The 19,115-nt window shown below is 55.9% G+C and carries 18 protein-coding genes; 1 reads left to right on the top strand and 17 read right to left on the bottom strand.

Going from position 1 to position 19,115, the window contains the following annotated elements; translation table 11 throughout:
- Nucleotides 1–67 precede the first annotated feature (67 nt).
- From AC6RNO_RS17335 to AC6RNO_RS17325, 3 genes are all read right to left on the bottom strand, one after another.
- On the bottom strand, nucleotides 68–3,172 hold the full coding sequence (locus tag AC6RNO_RS17335; protein ID WP_497106173.1) for a glycosyltransferase family 39 protein: 3,105 nt from the start codon (nucleotides 3,170–3,172) through the stop codon (nucleotides 68–70).
- 157 nt (nucleotides 3,173–3,329) lie between these two features.
- The gene (locus AC6RNO_RS17330; protein ID WP_474687100.1) at nucleotides 3,330–3,557 is read right to left on the bottom strand and encodes a DUF7667 family protein; all 228 of its coding nucleotides are present in this window, start codon (nucleotides 3,555–3,557) and stop codon (nucleotides 3,330–3,332) included.
- 103 nt (nucleotides 3,558–3,660) lie between these two features.
- Nucleotides 3,661–4,335 carry an HAD-IA family hydrolase gene (locus AC6RNO_RS17325; protein ID WP_497106172.1) on the bottom strand — a complete coding sequence of 225 codons (675 nt, stop codon included), beginning with the start codon at nucleotides 4,333–4,335 and terminating at the stop codon, nucleotides 3,661–3,663.
- A gap of 494 nt (nucleotides 4,336–4,829) precedes the next feature.
- Between AC6RNO_RS17325 and AC6RNO_RS17320 the strand changes: the two genes are divergently transcribed.
- The gene (locus tag AC6RNO_RS17320; RefSeq protein ID WP_497106171.1) at nucleotides 4,830–5,183 is read left to right on the top strand and encodes a hypothetical protein; all 354 of its coding nucleotides are present in this window, start codon (nucleotides 4,830–4,832) and stop codon (nucleotides 5,181–5,183) included.
- 134 nt (nucleotides 5,184–5,317) lie between these two features.
- On the opposite strand, the gene AC6RNO_RS17315 is transcribed toward AC6RNO_RS17320, so the two are convergent.
- The 14 genes from AC6RNO_RS17315 to cobT form a co-directional block, all read right to left on the bottom strand.
- Nucleotides 5,318–6,499: a DNA sulfur modification protein DndB gene (locus AC6RNO_RS17315; protein ID WP_488437895.1), complete on the bottom strand. Its 1,182-nt coding sequence runs from the start codon at nucleotides 6,497–6,499 to the stop codon at nucleotides 5,318–5,320.
- Nucleotides 6,499–7,635, bottom strand: coding sequence for a DNA sulfur modification protein DndB (locus AC6RNO_RS17310; protein WP_497106214.1), 1,137 nt, complete (start codon nucleotides 7,633–7,635; stop codon nucleotides 6,499–6,501). The genes AC6RNO_RS17315 and AC6RNO_RS17310 overlap by 1 nt, the downstream gene beginning before the upstream one ends.
- A 71-nt stretch (nucleotides 7,636–7,706) precedes the next feature.
- On the bottom strand, nucleotides 7,707–8,882 hold the full coding sequence (locus AC6RNO_RS17305) for an LL-diaminopimelate aminotransferase (RefSeq protein WP_488437894.1): 1,176 nt from the start codon (nucleotides 8,880–8,882) through the stop codon (nucleotides 7,707–7,709).
- A gap of 51 nt (nucleotides 8,883–8,933) precedes the next feature.
- A complete protein-coding gene (locus AC6RNO_RS17300; RefSeq protein ID WP_488437893.1) occupies nucleotides 8,934–10,055 on the bottom strand; it encodes a site-2 protease family protein in 1,122 nt (373 codons plus the stop codon).
- A 4-nt stretch (nucleotides 10,056–10,059) separates the two neighbouring features.
- A complete protein-coding gene (locus AC6RNO_RS17295; RefSeq protein WP_497106170.1) occupies nucleotides 10,060–10,425 on the bottom strand; it encodes a Spx/MgsR family RNA polymerase-binding regulatory protein in 366 nt (121 codons plus the stop codon).
- A gap of 155 nt (nucleotides 10,426–10,580) precedes the next feature.
- Nucleotides 10,581–11,516, bottom strand: a complete 936-nt coding sequence (locus AC6RNO_RS17290) for an RluA family pseudouridine synthase (RefSeq protein ID WP_497106169.1) — start codon at nucleotides 11,514–11,516, stop codon at nucleotides 10,581–10,583.
- Nucleotides 11,513–12,082, bottom strand: a complete 570-nt coding sequence (locus tag AC6RNO_RS17285) for a cob(I)yrinic acid a,c-diamide adenosyltransferase (RefSeq protein WP_488437891.1) — start codon at nucleotides 12,080–12,082, stop codon at nucleotides 11,513–11,515. The genes AC6RNO_RS17290 and AC6RNO_RS17285 overlap by 4 nt, the downstream gene beginning before the upstream one ends.
- A gap of 15 nt (nucleotides 12,083–12,097) precedes the next feature.
- Nucleotides 12,098–13,690, bottom strand: a complete 1,593-nt coding sequence (locus AC6RNO_RS17280; protein WP_497106168.1) for a cobyric acid synthase — start codon at nucleotides 13,688–13,690, stop codon at nucleotides 12,098–12,100.
- On the bottom strand, nucleotides 13,680–14,786 hold the full coding sequence (gene cobD, locus AC6RNO_RS17275; protein WP_497106167.1) for a threonine-phosphate decarboxylase CobD: 1,107 nt from the start codon (nucleotides 14,784–14,786) through the stop codon (nucleotides 13,680–13,682). The genes AC6RNO_RS17280 and cobD overlap by 11 nt, the downstream gene beginning before the upstream one ends.
- Nucleotides 14,787–14,800: 14 nt before the next feature.
- Entirely contained in the window at nucleotides 14,801–15,643 is an 843-nt protein-coding gene (cobS, locus tag AC6RNO_RS17270) for an adenosylcobinamide-GDP ribazoletransferase (RefSeq protein WP_497106166.1), read from the bottom strand.
- Entirely contained in the window at nucleotides 15,619–16,584 is a 966-nt protein-coding gene (gene cbiB, locus AC6RNO_RS17265; RefSeq protein ID WP_497106165.1) for an adenosylcobinamide-phosphate synthase CbiB, read from the bottom strand. Before cbiB ends, cobS begins: the two co-directional genes overlap by 25 nt.
- Nucleotides 16,585–16,821: 237 nt before the next feature.
- On the bottom strand, nucleotides 16,822–17,220 hold the full coding sequence (locus AC6RNO_RS17260) for a hypothetical protein (protein WP_497106164.1): 399 nt from the start codon (nucleotides 17,218–17,220) through the stop codon (nucleotides 16,822–16,824).
- A gap of 246 nt (nucleotides 17,221–17,466) precedes the next feature.
- On the bottom strand, nucleotides 17,467–18,024 hold the full coding sequence (gene cobU / locus AC6RNO_RS17255; RefSeq protein ID WP_488437885.1) for a bifunctional adenosylcobinamide kinase/adenosylcobinamide-phosphate guanylyltransferase: 558 nt from the start codon (nucleotides 18,022–18,024) through the stop codon (nucleotides 17,467–17,469).
- 35 nt (nucleotides 18,025–18,059) lie between these two features.
- Entirely contained in the window at nucleotides 18,060–19,112 is a 1,053-nt protein-coding gene (gene cobT, locus AC6RNO_RS17250) for a nicotinate-nucleotide--dimethylbenzimidazole phosphoribosyltransferase (RefSeq protein WP_488437884.1), read from the bottom strand.
- Nucleotides 19,113–19,115 lie beyond the last annotated feature (3 nt).

Below are 19,115 nucleotides of genomic sequence, written 5' to 3'. Positions count from 1 at the left end.
GTCAACCATTATTTGCACGCCCCCGGCCGCTCCAGAGGCTTGCGGGCAGCTCCGGCCGCCGGCCGCACTAGAAAAAGTTCCAGCCCGGCAGCCATCTAAGGAAATGCGAGTAAGCCGCAGGAATAACCATGCCCGATAAAATCGGGTAAAATAGCGCGAACATGACGAACACGGCTCCCAAATATCCGTACACCCATCTCCGTCTGCCGGCGGTGGCGGATTCCTGCATGTATCCCTTGATGTAGTAAGTCAAAATCAAGATGAGGAACGGCACCATCGCGAAATAATGATAAATAAAAGTCAGCCGCGGCACGAGCATCCACGGCAAATACTGCGAGCCGTAGGCGATGAGCAGCATGCCCAGCTTTTTATCGCGCCGCTTCACTGCGACATAGAGCGAAACGATCACCGCGGCGAAGCCGGGCCACCAAACAAGCGGGTTGCCGAACGATATGATGCTGGACAGCATGCCTTCCGGCAGCATTTTGCCTTGATAATACCAGATCGGCCTGAGCATCAGCGGCCATTCCCACCAAGGCGAAGAGAAGGGATGCGTCGCGACGAGATCTTTGTGGTATTTGTACATGTGCACCTGATAAGTAACGACATCCTTCAGGCTGTGGCCCGGACCCGGCACCATCATGAAAGGGATATAGGACAGCGTGTAAATAATCGCAGGCACGATAGCGAACATCAGGATGCAGTAAGCCAGCGTAAGGAGCGTATACTTCGGAAAAAGACGCCTCACCTGCTGCAGCCTGCCGCGGTCTTCGTCCGCAAGCGTCTCGCCTTCCAGCGCGCTCCGCGCAAGCCGGTATTCGCGGAAGCGCTCCAGGAGCGTCAGGAACAGCAGCAGAGCGAGCCCTGCGCCGCCGTAGATGACGATCCATTTGGACGCGGCGCCGATGCCGAAAAACAAGCCCGACAAGCCGAGGGGCACGAGCGTCTTCCACAGCCGTTCCCGATAAAAGCTGAGCGTCGTGTAGCGGTACATGAAGTAGAACATCAGCATGATGAAAAACACGCCGTACACATCGATCGTAGCAATCCGCGTCTGGGCAAAATGCATGAAATCGAACGTCATCAAAAACGCGGCGATAAACCCGAACTCGGAGCGTCCGAACATCCTTTTGGCAAACACGTAGATGACAGGAATCATGCCGATTCCGAATACCGTGCCGACGATTCTCCAGCCGAACGGATTCAGCCCGAACAGCCAAATGCCGAGCGAAATAAGTATTTTCCCAAGCGGAGGGTGGGTGCTCTCATACGGTTCGATCTTGTGAAGATGCTCGTAGGCCGTCCGCGCGTGATAAATTTCGTCGAAATAGCTGCCTTCCATAAACGTTGGCGTGTACGGAACTACGGCCGGCTCGTCGAACACGTTTTCCGGCTTGCCCTGATCGGCGGGGTTCGCCTCCTGTGCGGTCACCGCTTGAACCGGCACAATCGTGCTGCTGCCGTCGGCGAAAATGCCGACTTCATGCAGGCGCAGCCCCGAACTTTCCAGCGAATCGGCCGTAATTTTCACGTATCTCGCCTGTACTTTCGGCTCCACCGTATTCCAGGTTAACACTTTCGTGTGATCGGATTTGACGGTCGTTTGCTGGCTCCACGCTTGGCCGTCCGTGGAAAACCAGAACGAATACGAGCCCTCGCCGACGCCGGCAAAGCTGTTGATCCTCGTAATGCTGCGCGTGCTGCCGAGATCGGCGACGACCGCCTCTCCCGTCTTGGCAGGCTTCCAGAACGTGACCGGATCCTCGTGCCCGCCCAGACGGTACAAGGCGATGATCGAATAAACCAAAATCAGTCCGCCCAAATACCAGGCATCTTTTTTGGAAAAAAAGCGCCCTTTGCCGCTTCGCTCCAGTTCGTCCTCCGCAGGCTGGAAAATCGTTTTCCAGCGGTCGGCAGGCTCGCCCTCCTCGTTCTCCGCCCCGGCATCCGTCTGCTGTGCCTGGCCTTCGGGCTTTTCGAACGTTTGGTGCTGTACGAAGTACCGCCATCCTAATACAGCCGCGTATGCAAACAAAATAACGTTGACGGCCGAGACGACGAGCATCAGCGGATCGAAACGGGGGATGTGGTAATCCTGATGGAAGCTGCGCAGCAGCACATCGGCCACGTTGATAAAATGCGTAAGGCTGAAGCCGATAAACAAGCCGAGTACCCGCCTGTCCTTCAAATAAATGAAACTCGCCAGCGCCAAAAGCAGCCCGTAATGCAAATACCGCTCGTGCATTTTGGTCGAACAGATGAAAACGGCCGTAATGAACAAAAATGCGACATACAGCAGCGCCCCCTTCCGGTCTTTGCTGCGGATGTACAAGTAGCAGCAGTAAAGCAGCGATGCGGCCATCAGCACCCAGCCCAGCGATTGGTACGATACGTGCAGCATGCTTTTGGTCATTTCGGTAAAATTGCCGCCCAACAACGCCATGAGATTAAACGCATTGAGCGAAGCGTATGGATATGAAGACAGTGTGCTTATGTACAGTTCGAACAGCCAGCCGTACCCTCTGCCGATGGCAAAAGGCAGCGCCAGCACGGCTATCGTGGCCGCGCCGCTCAAGCAGCTTAATGCGAATGTCATCCAGCTGCGCTTTTTGATGACGTCAATCAGCAGGAACGGCCCGAACAGCAGCGCCTGCGGCTTGAGCAAAATCGCCAGTGCCAGAAATACCGCAGCCTGCGGCAGCTTCCCCTTCTGCTGCTGCAGCAAGGCGGCGAGAATGAACATCATAAAAAAGGAGTCGACCTGCCCCCATACCGCCGAATTGACCCACATCGCCGGATTGAACGCGAACAATGCGGCGAGTCCGAGAGCGGGGAGCCAGGCCCGGCTGCCGCCTCCAACCTTGACGGCGATCCGGTACACGGCGTAGGCCAGCCCGATATCGGCGAGCATCGCAGGGAGCTTCAAAATCGTCAACGATAGCCCGCTTTCCCATGGAATATGGAACAGATGATGAATGAGGCCGATCAGGTATAGCACATACATATACCCAGGGGGGTAATCAAGAAAAAAATTGGCGGCATCCGTGTACAATCCCGAAAGACCTGCGGTATATGCGCGGTCCGCCCAAGCCATAAACGTGCGTACGTCCGTATCGTAACCGGTCCATACCGGTGCAATGACGATCCGCAGAAGCAGCGCCAGGATTAACATGCATCCTAGCAAAAGGTGCCTTTTTGAAGCCAAGCTTTGAATTTGCCTGAATCGGCTGAACATGCAGCAATCTCCTTTTCCCCAACATGACTATATCCATTATACCCGCCGCTTCCTCCGCAGAAAAGCATGAGAAAAGAAGCACCGACAACAGGTGTCAGTGCTTCGGTTCAAGTTTCTCGATGCGTTCGCAAATTTCATGCAGCCACTCGTAGTCATGAGTCAGCGATGCGCACAACGATAAATTATCCAGCTTCAGCCGGTTCCACACATACGTCGCGTTCGCTTCCAGACACAGCATCAGCTCATCCTGCTCCGCCTGGGTCAACTCGCGCGCTCTGCGCATTGTCCATAATTCTGCCATACGTTGATGAACGGCCAACATGATCCGACATCCCCCTGCCCAAAAAAATTGCTGCTATTATGCATTATGGACAAAGAATGCCGGTTTATAACCCGGAGGCCAAAACTGCCGCACAGTTTTGACGTCATTGCGCCTGCCGGGCGCCAACCCGCTCAATCACGCTGCCGAGATCCATATCCAGCATGGAGTTTAATGTCAAATGGACGCCCGCAGGCGCCTCCAGACCGCTTGTAACTTCGTTCGGGACGACGACGCATTTCATGCCCGCGCGTATGGCGGCCAGCGCACCGTTCGGCGAATCCTCAAAAGCGACGGCTTCTTCCGGCCGAACCCGAAATTCGGCAAGAACCTGAATGTACAATTCGGGGTCGGGCTTTACGTTTTGCGCATCCTCATGTGTGCGGATACAGTCGAAATACGTTTTCAAGTTCCACTTTTCAAGAAACGGAAAAATCCAGTCCTTCGGCGCACTTGACGCAAGCCCGATTCTTAGCCCCATCTCCCGCGCGCAATCCAAATACTCTCGCACCCCCGGCCTCGTTCCTTCATTCCCGAACAGGACATCAAACTTGTCCCGCCTCAGCTTTCTCAGCAGCTCCCGATCATGCTGAACGCCTGTCTGCTCCTGCAAATAGCGGTAGGGGTCAAAAGTGTCGGCATCCCCTCCGATTCGAGTGCAATAAAGCGCAAGCGGCAAATCTACTCCGTAATCTTTCAAAAGCTCCCGAAACGAATAGTATTCAAAAGTTTCCGTATCCATCATAAGTCCGTCAAAATCGAAAACTACCGCTTTAATCAAAAATAACCGCTCCTCCGCAATTTGCTTTATTACGGTATCACTGTACCATTTTATCTAACTAAAGTAATGATAAAGTAAATCTTCGCGGTTGTAAACTGCGAGTCAGGCGTGGGATTCGCGTCACTCGGGATTGGGGGGCTTGCCCCCTGAGTACCGCACCACGCGCTGGGAACCGCTCGCGATACGGCGGGGGTATGGTGGCGGTGCATCGCTGTGTCACGGCTGCATAGCGTTACCGCATGGCGGTGCTATGGCGGCATAGCGGTACTGTATGGTGGTGCTGCATGGCGGTACTGCATGGCCGTGCTTCATGGTGGGGGGCATGGCCGGGCTACATGGCTGTACGGGGTTACTGTCTGGCTGGGCTACTTTGTGACAGTGCGATGGCGGCATAGCGGTGCTGCATGGTGGTGCTGCATGACCGTGTTTCGTGGTGGGGGCATGGTGGCGGTCGCATCTTTTGGTAGCGGTTTCAAACACTTCGTCGTGGGCCAATGCTGGAGCATAGCTCGGTTCGCCCGCCCCGGCAGCCGTTCTTGAACCTGCCTGGACTCGGGCGAGCCGAAAAGCCTGCAAAAGTGCAGGCTTTTTCACTAAAAGTGGCTCGTTTTGGCGAAAAGCCTGCGATAGTGCAGGAATTTTCGCTGAAAATGAATCTGAGCCCATGTTTGCGGCGAAAAACCTGCACCTTTGCAGGAATATTTCGTCCCAAGCGCATCGTCGAGCAAAAAACTGTACTTTTGCAGGTTTTCCTCACGCTGCCATGCATGCCATGCCACGCCAAGTATCTGCCGCTGCCTCGAGCCATTGCAGAGCTACGCAAGGCCAGGCCAAGTATCTGCCGCTGACTCAAGCCGCTTTGCCGGGCCGACCCGGGCTGTGGCGCCGCATGGAAAACCCGCCCTCAAAGCCCGGGCGGGTTCGGCAAAAAACCCCCTTTCACGTCCAACATTCAAGTTGTACGTAAAAGGGGGTTCGCGATTTATGCCGGCGAAGCTACTTCATCTTCTCCCGAAGATGCGGCGTCTGTGCCCTCCAGGAAAAACTGGACGAGTTTGACATGCTTTTTCAGCGATTTTTCGTGAATCAGGTTGATTTTGCCGTTATCGAGCGTTCCGAATACGTAAATCAATTCCTCATTATCGTGCGACCAGTCGAAGCCTTCGAGAATGCTCAACGACTGCGTCCATTCCTCGTTGTACTGTCCCTCCGGGAATAAGAACCGGTTGGCGTACAGCGCGATGCTTTCCTGAATGACGCGGTTGGCGGAAGTGTACGAAGCCAGTCCCGGCTGTTCAGGCATCATCGGAAGGATCGTGTTAAAGAACTGATGCAAAATTTCCACGTAGGTGGACGGGTCTTGACGAATTTTGCGCTGCAGCTCGTAGGAAGGCTGCATTCTGCCGGAGAACAGCATCGTTGCCGTCGAATACAACCAGCTGAAGCACGTAAAGTTGCGGTTGAACGCCGTCAAGTTGCTGCGGCGCTCCACGCCGGCCGCTTTGAGATAAATGTTATGGTCCACTACCTGCTGAATGACCAGATTGAGCGGATCGATCGAGTCGAAGGAATGGCCCAGTTCTTTGCTCACAAGCTGTACTTTGGAGTTAATATCGCCGAACAACTGCTGCTCTTCTTCCTCGGACAGGCCGATATAGATTTGCACGGCAAGCTCCGTTTCCATCAAATCCAGCCGTCTGCCTTCCAACTGGCTCACAACGCCTTCGGTTTGATCCACTTCCTGTTTCAGCTCGGCATCTTCCGGAAATCTGCGCTGTTTGATTTTTAACAGAGCGAGCTTTTTCTCGTACCGCCGCACTTCCTTTTGCATCTGGTCGTTGACGTAACCTAGCGCCAGAATCCGGTGCTGCCCGTCGAGGATGCTCAATTTGCTGCCGTGTCTCAAGAGAAACTCCTTGTCGCCCTTGGACAGCTGGTTCACCTCGCGCAAAGACAGCGTTACCGGTCCGAAAAATACATGATCCAGCTCGCGCTCCTGCAAATACGTAGAAATTTTCCGTCTTTGCATATTGCTGAGCTTCCGTTGAACCATCGGATCGATCATCGTGTAGTTAAGCAAATCCTGTACGCGAAGAGCGACCGTGGCCAGCCCGAATTTGTCACAAAATGGATGAATCGTCATCCGCAAACGCAAACCTTCCATTAGCCCGCATCCTCCTTATCGCTGATGAGAAAAACATTTTGCTCCTGGTAGAAGCCTTTGATGAATTGATATGCTTTCATAATCCGCGAACGTCTTGGAAGACGGTCCTTTTCATCGCCCGCATAAATGCCGTTCCAGTTCACATGCGGCAATATTTTCAAAGCGTGCTCCAATGCGTACCGGTTGAATTTCCCGGTTTTTGTCGCTTCTTCGTGGATGAAGTGCGCCAGCGCGATTTGAATGTTTTCGCTCCAGACCAGCTCGCCTTTGGTCGGCGTCGGCAAATAGTTTAGCAATCCGCTGAAATAAGAAGCCGCTAACGACACATGCTCCTGCAGTTCCTTGTCTTCGTATTGATACCCGTTGTTTCGCGCCGCCGATTTCATCCGGCCTTCAAACAGAGCGACCAAAATTTCAATCAGCAGGTGATAGGAAAACAAATATTCAGGCGCTTTGCCGCGCTCGGAAAACATATCAACCGTCAGCGTCTGCATAGCCGGCGCTTTGGCGGCCAGCTCCGTTGCGGCGACATGATAAAATCTGCGCTGATCGCGAAGAACGGCCAGATTTCCGCCGATTTTGCGCGGAAGCTTGTTGATGTCGGAAAATAACTGGCGCTCTTGCCGGGCGTTAATGTCCAAATAAGTCATCGTCGAGATCGGGAATGCGTACAATCTGCGCAGCTTCTCCGTAATCTCTTCCATTTTATCGTATTCCCGGCGGTCTTTGGCCCGCGCCATTTGGCTTTGCAATGTTTCCATAATGCGCTGAAAAGCGGCCAGGCGATGCTGTCCGTCGACGACATACAGCTTTTCGATTGGCTGCAAGCGAAGCATCCGCTGCTCCTCGTCATAATGGCCCGCTCCCCGTGCCGAAAAAATAATGCCGGGGAAATAAATCGGCTGCCGGTCTTCCAAATACAAATTGACATAATCGATCAGTTTGGACAGATTGCGCGGAATAATCGCGCGCTGCACTTCCAAATCCACTTCATAGATCGAAAACAGCTTGCTCATCGGCAATGTTGCAGCTATGGTAGGCTGTCCGAAGGTATGCCCCAATGTTCCCGGGATTTCTACAAACGTTGAATGTTTTTGCTCAGCCAAGAGCTCGGATAATGAATTAATAGCATCCATCATAGGTACCCCTTTCAAATCAATATTCGATACGGTTCTCTTTCTCCTATTTTTTCCAAAAAATCTTAGTTTCATTCTATTGAACGAAGCCATTCTCCAATTCGGCGCGCGGCTTCGAGCAGCCTTTGCTCATCCTGTACGATGGCGATTCTGACAAATCCCTCCCCCTCTGCCCCGAAAGCGTCTCCGGGAATGACGACAACGCCTGCGCGGTAAAGCATTTCCCGGGAAATTTGTCGAGAGGTCCAGCCTTGCGGCACAGGGGCCCAAATAAACATGGTCGCTTTGGGCGGACGAATATGCCAGCCCGCTTCGGCAAGCGCTGCAAGAAACGCGTCTCTCCGGCTTTGGTAAATCCCGGCAACGGAATGCTCATTTTCCATATCTTCTTCCAAAGCTGCAATGCCTGCGGCTTGAACGGCCTGAAACACGCCGTAATCGATATTGGACTTAAGCGTCTTCAGAGCTTTCACGGCTTCGGCATTTCCCGTCAAAAAGGCGATCCGGCAGCCTGCCATGTTAAAACTCTTCGATAGCGAATGAAATTCGACGGCAACCTCCTTGGCTCCTGCAATTTCAAGAATGCTCATCGGCCGATATCCGTCAAAAGCCATCTCCGAGTACGCCAAATCATGCACAACGAGCAGTTCGTGCTTTTTCGCATAAGCGACCAATTGTTCGAAAAAAGCCCGGTCTGCGACAGCCGCCAACGGATTGCTCGGATAATTGAGCAAAATAAATTTCGCCTGCGCAGCGACATCCGCCGGAATATCGTCCAGCTTCGGCAAATAATCGTTATCTGCGCGAAGCGGCACAAGATACGGTTTAACCCCGGCCAAAACAAGGCTTGCGGAATAAATCGGATAGCCGGGATCGGGCACGATCGCCATATCGCCAGGGTCGCATAACGCCAGCGCCAAATGCGCCAGACCGTCCTGGGAGCCCATCAGCGTTAAAATTTCATCGGCCGGATCGAGTTCGACGCCGAATCGGTACCGATACCATTTGGCCACCGCTTCGCGAAACTCCGGGCTTCCTTCCGAGGAAGGATAGCCGTACAGCTTCGGGTTGCCCACAGCTTGCGCAATCGCTTCGAGAATCCGCTTTGAAGGCGGCAAATCGGGACTGCCGATACCTAAATCTATGACGTCTACCCCTTGGTTCATAACCTCTCTCTTCCATTCGGCTACCTCTGCAAAAATAGCCGAACCAAGCCGGGTCAAACGTTCGGAACCTTTAATCTTCATGGACAAAAACCTTCTTTTTATTAATTAACGTAATAAATCATTTAATATGTTCTACAAACCCGTTCCAATTCCTGTCTGATGAACTTGCCTGATCATAAAGAACAGGAAGGCCGCAAGGGCCAGATAAACAGCGCCGAACGTCCATCTGGTGCGAACCGGGACATCGTAATATTCGTTAAGCTCGTCGAGCGGAACGAAGTCGATTTTGACATGAATGCCCAAATGCAGCCCGTATCCGTTGTCCGTGCGTTCGATGCCTTCGATCTCTTTGTGCAGATGCTCGACTTTCACGACGGATACTTTCTTGATCAGCGCTTGTCTCGGCAAATGCAAATAGCCTTCGAACCCGATGGCTTGCCACCACATCACGATTTTTTGGCTGCCTTCGGCCTGCGCGTCCAGCTCGGAGAAAGTCGTAAACTCAAGCTCGCGGGTATGGCCTTCGCCGGGAACGATCATGCCGTGCTGCAGCAGATGCTCAGCATTAAACTCGAAGCGCGTGTTCGCCGATCTGACTCCGCCTTTATTCCTGTTTTTCACATATTTATTATACAAATCCCATGCAAACATCAACCAAATAATGAAAAACAAGATGCTCTCCATATAGTAAATGACGACAAGCCCGCCGACAAGTCCGACAAGCCAGAGCCAGCGGGTTACGGCGGTGGAAATTCTGCCTCCGTCAAGCGGATGTATCGGCAATAGATTGATCAGATTGAGATAAAATCCAAGATACGATATGGAAACAAGAAGGGGAGAGCCGACAGCCACGCCAAGTCCAAAGGCGGCTACCGCACCGACAGTCCCGAGAATGGGCCCGCCAATCCCGATGAAAGCCTCTGTGGCCGCATCCCTGGGATGCTTTTTCATCGTGATCAAAGCTCCCAAAAATGGAATGAATACAGGGGCTGTGACGGGAAGTCCCTTGATTTTGGCCGCAAGCACATGGCCCAGTTCATGAATAAGAATCATAATCACGATTCCGATGGCAAAAGGCAGCGGCGCCATGATCGCGTAAGCTCCTATGCTGATAAACATGCTGATCACGACTCCGCCGAATTTCCCCAGTTTGAGCAGCGGCAGAATCAGCTTGGCCTGCGATACAAGAAACATTCCGATTGCGCCAAGCACCCAGAATGGATTTTTACGATTCGGTTTGCCCGATTGCGCCATGGCTTCACTCCCTTCCCCATACCGCCCCGTAGTCCTCTTCCTTGAACCCTACGGTCACTTTGCTGCCGTCCGTTACGATCGGCCTCTTGATCAGCCTGCCGTTAGAGGCAAGCAGTTCCAGCATATCCTGCTCGGACATGCCCGGCAGCTTGTCCTTAAGTCCCATTTCCTTATATACTTCTCCGGAAGTATTGAAAAATTTCTTGATCGGCAGTCCGCTGTCAGCCAGCAGCTTGGCCAGTTCCGCAGAGGAAGGCGGCGTGTCGAACAATGGGACATTTTCCGCGACGTCCACGTCATGCGCCTTCAACCATTTTAACGCGCTGCGGCACGTCCCGCATTTATCATAACAAAAAACTTTTACTCCCACGACGCTATTTTCTCCTTTTATTGCGATAATGTATAACTATTCTTAAAATTTTGGGCCAAACGGGCGGGAAAGTCAAGTTGTACTTGCTTTTTCGGACAGTGCAAATAACCATTCGGAAAGTCCGATTGGTTTTTGCATGCTATGCGATTCGCGGCCTACGCCCTCAGCCATGCCTGCAATTGGGCCAGATCCGCCGGCAGCGGAGCGCCAAATTCCGCCCATTCCCGCGTCCCGGGATGAACGAATCCGAGCCTGAACGCGTGCAGCGCCTGCCTGTCGAGCAGCCCGGCAACCTCGCGGGCCTCGTCGCTTTCCGCAAAGTCCGGAAGCACATACATTTTGTCTCCCAGCAAGGGATGGCCCAAATGTTTCATATGCACGCGGATTTGATGCGTTCGCCCCGTTTCCAGCCACAGCCGGACCAGAGCGGCATTGGCATACTGCTCGACCACCTCGTAGTGAGTGACGGCCGAATATCCGACAGGCGTCACAATCCGCACGTGAGGCTGCTCGGGGTCGCGGTCGATCGGCGCATCGATCGTCCCTTGCTTTTGGGCCACATCGCCCCATACGAATGCGAGATACTCTTTTTTGACCGTATGCCTGATCATTTGTTCGGATATTTGCTGGTGAACGTAAGGAGTCTTCGCAATGGCGAGCACGCCGGACGTCTCCTGATCGAGCCTGTGGACCGGACGAAAGCGGCAGCTGATCCCCATTTGCCGCCAATGATGCACGACGGCGTTGGCAATCGTATTGACGTAATGCCCGTGCGTCGGATGTACGATGATGCCTGCCTCTTTGGCTACGATGAGCACATGCTCGTCCTCGTGCAAAATGTGGAGAGGCAGGTCCTGCGGCAAAATATCTTCCGATTCCTCCTGCTCCATCCTCACTTCAACCCTGTCGCCTGCGGCTACTTTGACACTGATATACTGTCTGGCGCCGTTCACCGTAATGCCTTGCTCCGTCAGCTTCAGGCGGGATAGCAGCTTGCGGGAAACCATCAGCCTGTTGTGCAAAATCGTTTTCAGCAGCATGCCCTCTTCCTCGGGAGGAACGACGTATACCAGCGGCTCGTAGTAGCTCATGATTTGCGGCGGAATACGTGCCCGCTGCGCTCGTACTCCACGTCTGCGACACCTTCGCGGAAATTCGCCGTACGGGCGACGGTAAAGAACAAATCGGACAAACGATTCAAATACCGCCGTACTTCCGGATTAATCTCCTGCGTGCGGGCCAATGTGACCACCCGGCGCTCGGCCCGGCGGCATACCGTCCGGCAAATGTGGATCGCGGAGGATACACGGCCGCCGCCCGGCAAAATAAACCGCGAAATGTCCGGCGTCTCCGCATCGTACTTGTCGATCCAGCCTTCCAGCGCATCGACCATGTCGGATGTGACTTTGTAGGGGCGGATTTCTTTTTTCAGTGTAGCCAGATCCGAACCGCAATCGAACAGCTCGTGCTGCACCTTCAGCATATCCTCCAGCAAATCTTTGAATTTGTCCGGGTCCATGAAGCTCATCGCTTGCCCGAGATAACAATTCAGCTCGTCTACGGTCCCGTAAGCCTCAACCCGGTCATCGTCCTTGTCGACTCTGCCGCCGACTACGCCGGTTTGCCCCGCATCCCCCGTGCGCGTATAAATTTTCATCAGGCTCATCCTCCTTTATTGCCGCTTCGATACATGTATAATCTCATAAATGCGATTCATATCCAAATGCCGGCGCACATGATCGGCCAGCCGGTCAAAAGCGGCTTCCCGCCGCTGCTTGAAGCCCGGTCCCGCTTCCAGCGGAGCAAGCCCTTTTTGCCTGCGGATCTCGTTCAGCCAAGCTCTGCGCAAATCGTCGTTATGCAAAATGCCGTGCAGGTACGTCCCCCAGACGCGCCCTCCGAAAGCGGAAGCCCCGTCGCCGTGCAAATCGTCCCGACCCGCAGGAAGCGCATCGGCCTCATGCCGGGCTTTCACCCGAAAAGGCGGCTCCACGTCTTCGACATACGAGGTTCTGCCCATGTGAATCTCATAGCCGTCGATCGCGATTTCCGGCCGGGCGGCCGCAAACAAGGCGCTGTAGCCCTGCACCTGAACGGTGCGCTTGTCGGCCGTAAACACGGTCTCCGTCGGCAAAAGCCCCAATCCTTCAAGCTCGGGATAGTCGGATTCGAGACCGTCCGGATCGAGCAATCTTCGGCCCAGCATTTGATAGCCGGCGCATATCCCCGCGACCCAGCCCCGCTCTGCGAGAGCAAACCGCACAATGCGCTCGGCAAGCCCCGATTCCCGCAAATAACGCAAATCGTCCATCGTGTTTTTGCTGCCCGGCAGCACAACCGCATCCGGCTCCCCCCACTCCGACAAATGCGAAATGTAGCGGAAATGAACGTCGCTCTCCTCCTGCAGCGGATCGTAATCCGTAAAATTGGACAGCCGTGGCAGACGGACGACCGCGATATCAAGCTTGTCCGCCGGCCGGGGCCGCGAGACGGGGTCCCGCTCACGCTTCGCGCGCTTGGCGTCGAGCGAAGCAGAATCCTCATCCTCGATGCCAAGCTGCGGCATATAGGGAATGACGCCCAGCACCGGCTTGCCCGTACGCTCCTCCAGCCAGTCGAGCCCCGGTTTCAGCAGAGTGATGTCTCCGCGAAACTTGTTGATGACGAACCCCTTCACCCTGTCCCGCTCTTCGGGCGTCAAAATGTCCATCGTCCCGACAATCGATGCGAACACCCCTCCGCGATCGATATCGGCCACGAGCAGGACCGGGCTGTCCGCCCAACCCGCAAGCCGCATGTTGACGATGTCGCGGTCCTTCAGGTTCACTTCGGCCGGACTGCCGGCGCCCTCCAGAACGACGAGATCATAGCCGCTGCGCAGCCTTGCGAGCGCGTCTTTCACAATTTGCTCGGCCTGCGGCAAATACGTTTCCCGGTACGTCCGCGCATCCAGATCCCGGAGCGGCCTGCCGTGCACTACCACCTGGGCGACCATATCCTGTTTGGGCTTGAGCAAAATCGGGTTCATGTCGGTCGTAGCCAAAATGCCGCAAGCGTCGGCCTGAACCCCCTGCGCCCTGCCGATTTCTTTGCCGTCGTAAGTGACGTATGAATTCAGCGACATATTTTGCGATTTAAAAGGCGCGGTGCGCAAGCCGTCCTGTACAAAAATGCGGCAGAGTGCCGCAGTTAAAATGCTTTTACCGACGTCGGACGCCGTCCCCTGGATCATCAATGCAGCCGCATACGGCGTTTTATCGCTCATCGTCACCGCCTCTTTCCCGTAACGTCTGCAGCATGGAGCGCAAACCTTCGACCAGCCGTTCGTTCTCTTCCCTGAGCCGCACCGCCACCCGGCAGTAACGGCGATCCAGCCCTTCAAACAAGGACGCATCCCGGATTAAAATGCCCTGCCGCCCCATAACCTGCTGCGCTTCTTTCACGGTAACGCCCGACTGCTTAGGAAAGGCGAACAGCAAAAAGTTGGCATCGCTCGGCACGACTTCCAAACCGAGCCGCTCCAGCTGATCCGTCAGCCACGGCTTTTCCGCCGCAAGCCATGCTCTGCTCGCCCGTTCGAACTCCTCATCGTCGAGCACCGCCGAACCGATCAGCTGCGCCAAGTAGTTCACGCTCCACTGCACCTGCATCGCCTTCAGCTGTGCGATCCAGTCCGGATGCGCAACCACGAAGCCGAGCCGGATGCCCGGAATGGCGTAAAATTTCGTCATCGAGCGCAGGACGAACAAACGTTTGCTATCGGCCGCCGCCCGCAGCATCGAATGCTCGCGCTCGTCCGGCACGAAATCCATGAACGCCTCGTCGAGCGCCAGACGGACGCCGCTTTGTTCAAGATCGCGCAGCACCCGGCGGGGAATCAGTTTGCCCGTAGGATTGTTCGGATGCCCGAGAAAAAGCAAATCGCAGAACGATTTCGCCGCGGCCACATCCTCTTGCTGCAGCACGAACTCATGTTCTCTGTGCAGCGGAATGGAATGAACCGAGCCGCCGGACCCCAGAACCGCTTCCTCGTACTCCGTAAAGGACGGTCTCGCCAGACCGGTAACGACCGTTTTAAGCGCTCTTGCCACAAGATCGATCAGCTCCGCAGCTCCGTTGCCGACCAAAATACTTTCCGCAGGAATATCGTATTTGCGGGACAATTTGCTGCGCAGCTCGCGCACCGCAGGGTCCGGATATTTTACCACATCCTTCCATCGGCTGCGCATAATATGCTCAACGACGGAAGGAGGCCCGAGCGGATTCATATTCGAACTGAAATCGAGAAACTGTTCTTTCGGGCGCCCGAAAGCCTCTTCCGCCGTCCACACATCCCCTCCGTGTCCAAAACGTTCCAGCATCAAAACTCACCTCTCTATATGTGAATGAAGACCGCAGCGGCAGCCAGCAGGAGCAAAGCCTCCAGCAGTTCGTTCAAAGCGCCGTACGTGTCCCCGGTCAATCCCCCAAGCTTGCGGCTGATATAACCGGCAATGCCGCAGCCGGCCATGAACGTCCCGAGCGCAAAGCCCGCGGTTATCGTCCAGACGTTCAAATACTCGGAAGCTGGAGCTGCGGACGCATGGACCGCCAAAACCGTAAGCGATGTCGCAAGCAGCGCCGCCGCCGTACACATGGCCACGTCCTTCCGCCCTACGCCCTGAAATAAACTGCCGAGTCCGGATTCGCGCCGGGCGTAAGGCCATCCATAGATCGCTGCGGCCATAAACCAGCGGCTCCATATCGGAATGATCGCCAGCAGCATGCCGCCCGTCAGCCGAACACCAGCGGAAGGAACGTCCAGCAGCGTGTAAAGCAGCGAGAGCTTCAACAGCAAATGCAGAACGCACACGATAACCCCCATCGCGCCTACCCTGCTGTCTTTCATAATTTCCAGCATCTGTTCGCGCGGTCTATGGCTGAGTATGCCGTCCGCCGTATCCATCAAACCGTCCAGGTGCAGACCGCCGGTGAGGATGACCCAAAGCGCGAGAAGCAAGACCGCCGCCGGAAAAGCGGGAAGCGCCAGCCTTAAGCCCGCTCCCGCACCGGCGAGAAGCAGCCCGATGACTGCGCCGGCCAGCGGGTAAAAAACGACGCTTCGCCGAAACACCTGCTCCGTATAAGCAATCTGCACCGGAACCGGCAGTCTTGTCAAAAACTGAAAAGCTGCAATGAGTCCATGCAGCCAGCCTACCACAACATCGCGATTGCGCATAGCATTCCTCCCATCGCGGCAAAACTGACGCCGTACAGCATCCGTACGGCGAGTACGATATCCCGCTGCGTCCGCTCCCGCAGCGGCCAGCCGAGGCGCGCCCGCTCGCTCTTGGCGCCGCCGTAGACGTTCAGCCCGCCCAGCTCGATCCCGAGCGCTCCGGCTACCGCCGACTCGGGAATCCCGCTGTTCGGGCTGGGGTGCAGGTGCGCGAAGCGGCGGATCGCTGCCGCTGCCCGCTTCGCCGAAAGCCCCGGCTGCAGCAGGGCGACGAGCACGAGCAGGAGGCCGGTCAGCCGGGCCGGAATCCAGTTCATGACGTCGTCCCAGCGGGCCGACGCCCAGCCGAATTGGCGGTACTTCTCATTTTTGTAGCCGACCATCGAATCCAGCGTATTGGTCGCCCTGTAGAACATCGCCAGCGGCGCTCCGCCGAGCAGCGCATAAAACAGCGGGGCGATGACTGCATCCACGATGTTCTCCGCCACCGTCTCGACGACGGCCCGCGTCAATTCCGCCTCCCCAAGATGCGCGGTATCGCGGCCCACGATGTACCCCGTGTACTTGCGGGCGTCGTCCATATTGCCGCTGCGCAAAGGCACGGCCACCAAATATGCCGCATCCTTCAGCCCTTTGACGGCGACTGTCGTCGAAATCAGCCACGTCGACACGGCATACCCGAGCCATTCGTGCACCGCTCGGGCGGCCAGCACGAGCAGCAGCGCTGCGCCGAAGCCGAGCAGCACCGTGGAGAGCGCCAGCAGCACGCCTTTGGCCTTCAAGGCCGCTCCCCGGAGCAGCCGGCGCTCCATGAATTGAATCCACCTGCCTATGTAGACAACCGGATGCGTCAGCCATTTGGGATCGCCGACGATCCAGTCGAGTGCGAGAGCCGCCGCCGTCATGACGGCCAGCTCTTTCCAAGAATATACCCACCACATTGCCGTTCCCCCGAAGCTATCCTGCCAATGCTCATATTCGTCTTCATCGAAAATTCCTGCAAAATCCAGACTGTCGAAAGCCTCTCGCCTGTTGAAAAACCCCCAAGCCGGTGTCGATAGCCGCAATCTGCCTGGCAGTGCGAAAAAACCTGCAAAAATACATGAATTTGCAGCCTTGATCCGCCAGCCACGAACAATTCCTGCAATTGTGCAGGCTTTTCGCCGCATGACATGGACTCAGGTTGATTTTGGCAAAAATTCCTGCACTTTCGCAGGCTTCTCACCAAAATGAACCATTTCCGCAGGAAAAAACTGTACTTTTGCAGGTTTTCTCCTGTCCTGACGAGCAAACCGTCTCATGACCGCCTGCCATGCAGCCGCATAACGTCGATAGCCACTATCTGCCTGACGGTGCGAAAAAAACCTGCAAAAATACATGAATTTGCTACCTTGATCCGCCAGCCACGAACAATTCCTGCAATTGTGCAGGCTTTTCGTCGTCGGACATGGACTCAGGTTCATTTTAGCGAAAATTCCTGCACTTTCGCAGGCTTTTCGCCAAAACAAACCGATTCTGCAGGAAAAAACTGTACTTTTGCAGGTTTTCTCCTGTCCTGGCCTTGCAAACTGTCTCATGACCGCCCGTCATACAGCCGCGTAACCACGCCAGGGGAGGCACAACCGGGAGCGCGCGGCTGCGCCAAGCATTAGGCGTCCCCTCTAGTGTCGTCACTTTCTCGGGCAGCCTGATAATCGCAGGTTTTCTCCCCGCCAAGCCGCCTTGTCCCCCCACTTCAGCGCCACGACCCGTGAGGAGAGGCGCAGGTTGGGAAAGAGCGGGGGCGGCCCTTTATCAAGCTTGTTGTTAGTCATCTTCCGCATCTAATCCAGCCGGTACGCCCTGCTTTTCAACTCGATCGGGATTCCGGCCGTCACCAGGAACACCTCGCCGCACACTTCGGCCAGCCGCTGGTTCATCCGTCCGGCCAAATCCCGAAAGCGTCGTCCCAAAGGATACTCCGGCACGATCCCGTCCCCGACTTCATTGGTGACGAGCACCAATTGTCCGCTGTAGGAGGACACGGCGCGGACGAGTTCCTCGATTTGCGCCATAATCGCTTCCGGCTCGCTCTCATGGCGCAGCAGCCAGTTCGACAGCCACAGCGTCAGGCAGTCGACCAGCACCGAAGCTTCCGCGCTGCGCCCGTCCGCCTGCAGCCGGAGCAGAAGCTCCCGCAGCGCATACGGCTCCTCCAGGGTTTCCCACGGAAACCCCGACTCCAGCCGCTGCCGCTGATGCAAACTGACCCGCTCCCTCATTTCCTCATCGTAGATTTGCGAGGTCGCGATATAAATGCCTCTGGCGCTGCCGCGCATCGCCAGCCTCTCGGCGAAGGCGCTCTTGCCGCTGCGCGCGCCGCCTGTTACCAATACTGCCATGATCGGACCTCCCGCACCCGCTCGGCTCAAACTTCCTACGAGCGGGACACGCCCGCGCTCTCGAAAGTCGCCATCTCCCGCATAATTTTGCTTGCGGCATCGATCAGGTTAAAGGCAAGCACCGCGCCTGTCCCCTCGCCAAGCCGCATATCCATTTGCAGCATCGCTTCGAGGCCGATCGCCTGGAGCAGCCGGGCATGACCCTGTTCGTGCGACAAATGCGAAGCGAGCATGTACGGCGCGCACACCGGCGCCAAGCGGCTGGCCACCAGCGCAGCCGCCGAAGAGATGAAGCCGTCGATGACGACCGGGCAGCGGTTCTTCGCCGCTCCGAGGATGACGCCGACGAGACCGGCGATCTCCAGGCCGCCGACTTTGGCCAGCACGTCGAGCGCATCGTCGGCATCGGGGGCGTTCACTTCCAGCGCTTGTTTGACGACGGATTGCTTGTGCAGCCATCTGGCATCGTCAATGCCGGTGCCTCGCCCAACCGCCATCCCGGCATCAAGTCCGGTCATCGCGCAAAGAATCGCCGCGCTCGCCGTCGTATTGCCGATTCCCATATCCCCTGTAGCAAAAAGCCGGAAACCTTTGCCGGCAAGCTCGTCCACCACTTCGATCCCGGCCATAATCGCCTGCTGCGCTTCCTCACGCGTCATCGCCGCTTCGCGGGCCATATTGCGCGTGCCTTTGCGCACTTTTTTCGATACAAGCTGCGGATGCTCCAGATCCGCGTTTACACCGATATCGACGCAGACGACTTCCGCCCCGGCATGCCGCGCCAGCACGTTGACGGCCGCGCCGCCGTGCACGAAGTTCAGTACCATCTGCGGCGTCACTTCCGCCGGAAACGCGCTGACGCCTTCCTCGCAGACGCCATGGTCGCCGGCCATCACGATGACGGCTTTTTTCTCGAATACAGGCTTTACTTCACCGGTAATGCCGGCTGTCTGGCACGCGATCGCCTCCAGCTTGCCCAAGCTTCCCGGCGGTTTCGTAAGCTGATCCAAATGCCGCCCGGCCAGTTCGGCGAACTCCTGATCGATCGGTTGAATAGCGCTGATTTCTTGATCTAATCTAGACATCATTTC

This window comes from Paenibacillus sp. sgz302190 (genome assembly GCF_059820445.1).
The sequence above is the reverse complement of the archived record's forward strand: the minus strand, read 5'-3'. Positions and strand labels throughout refer to the sequence as shown.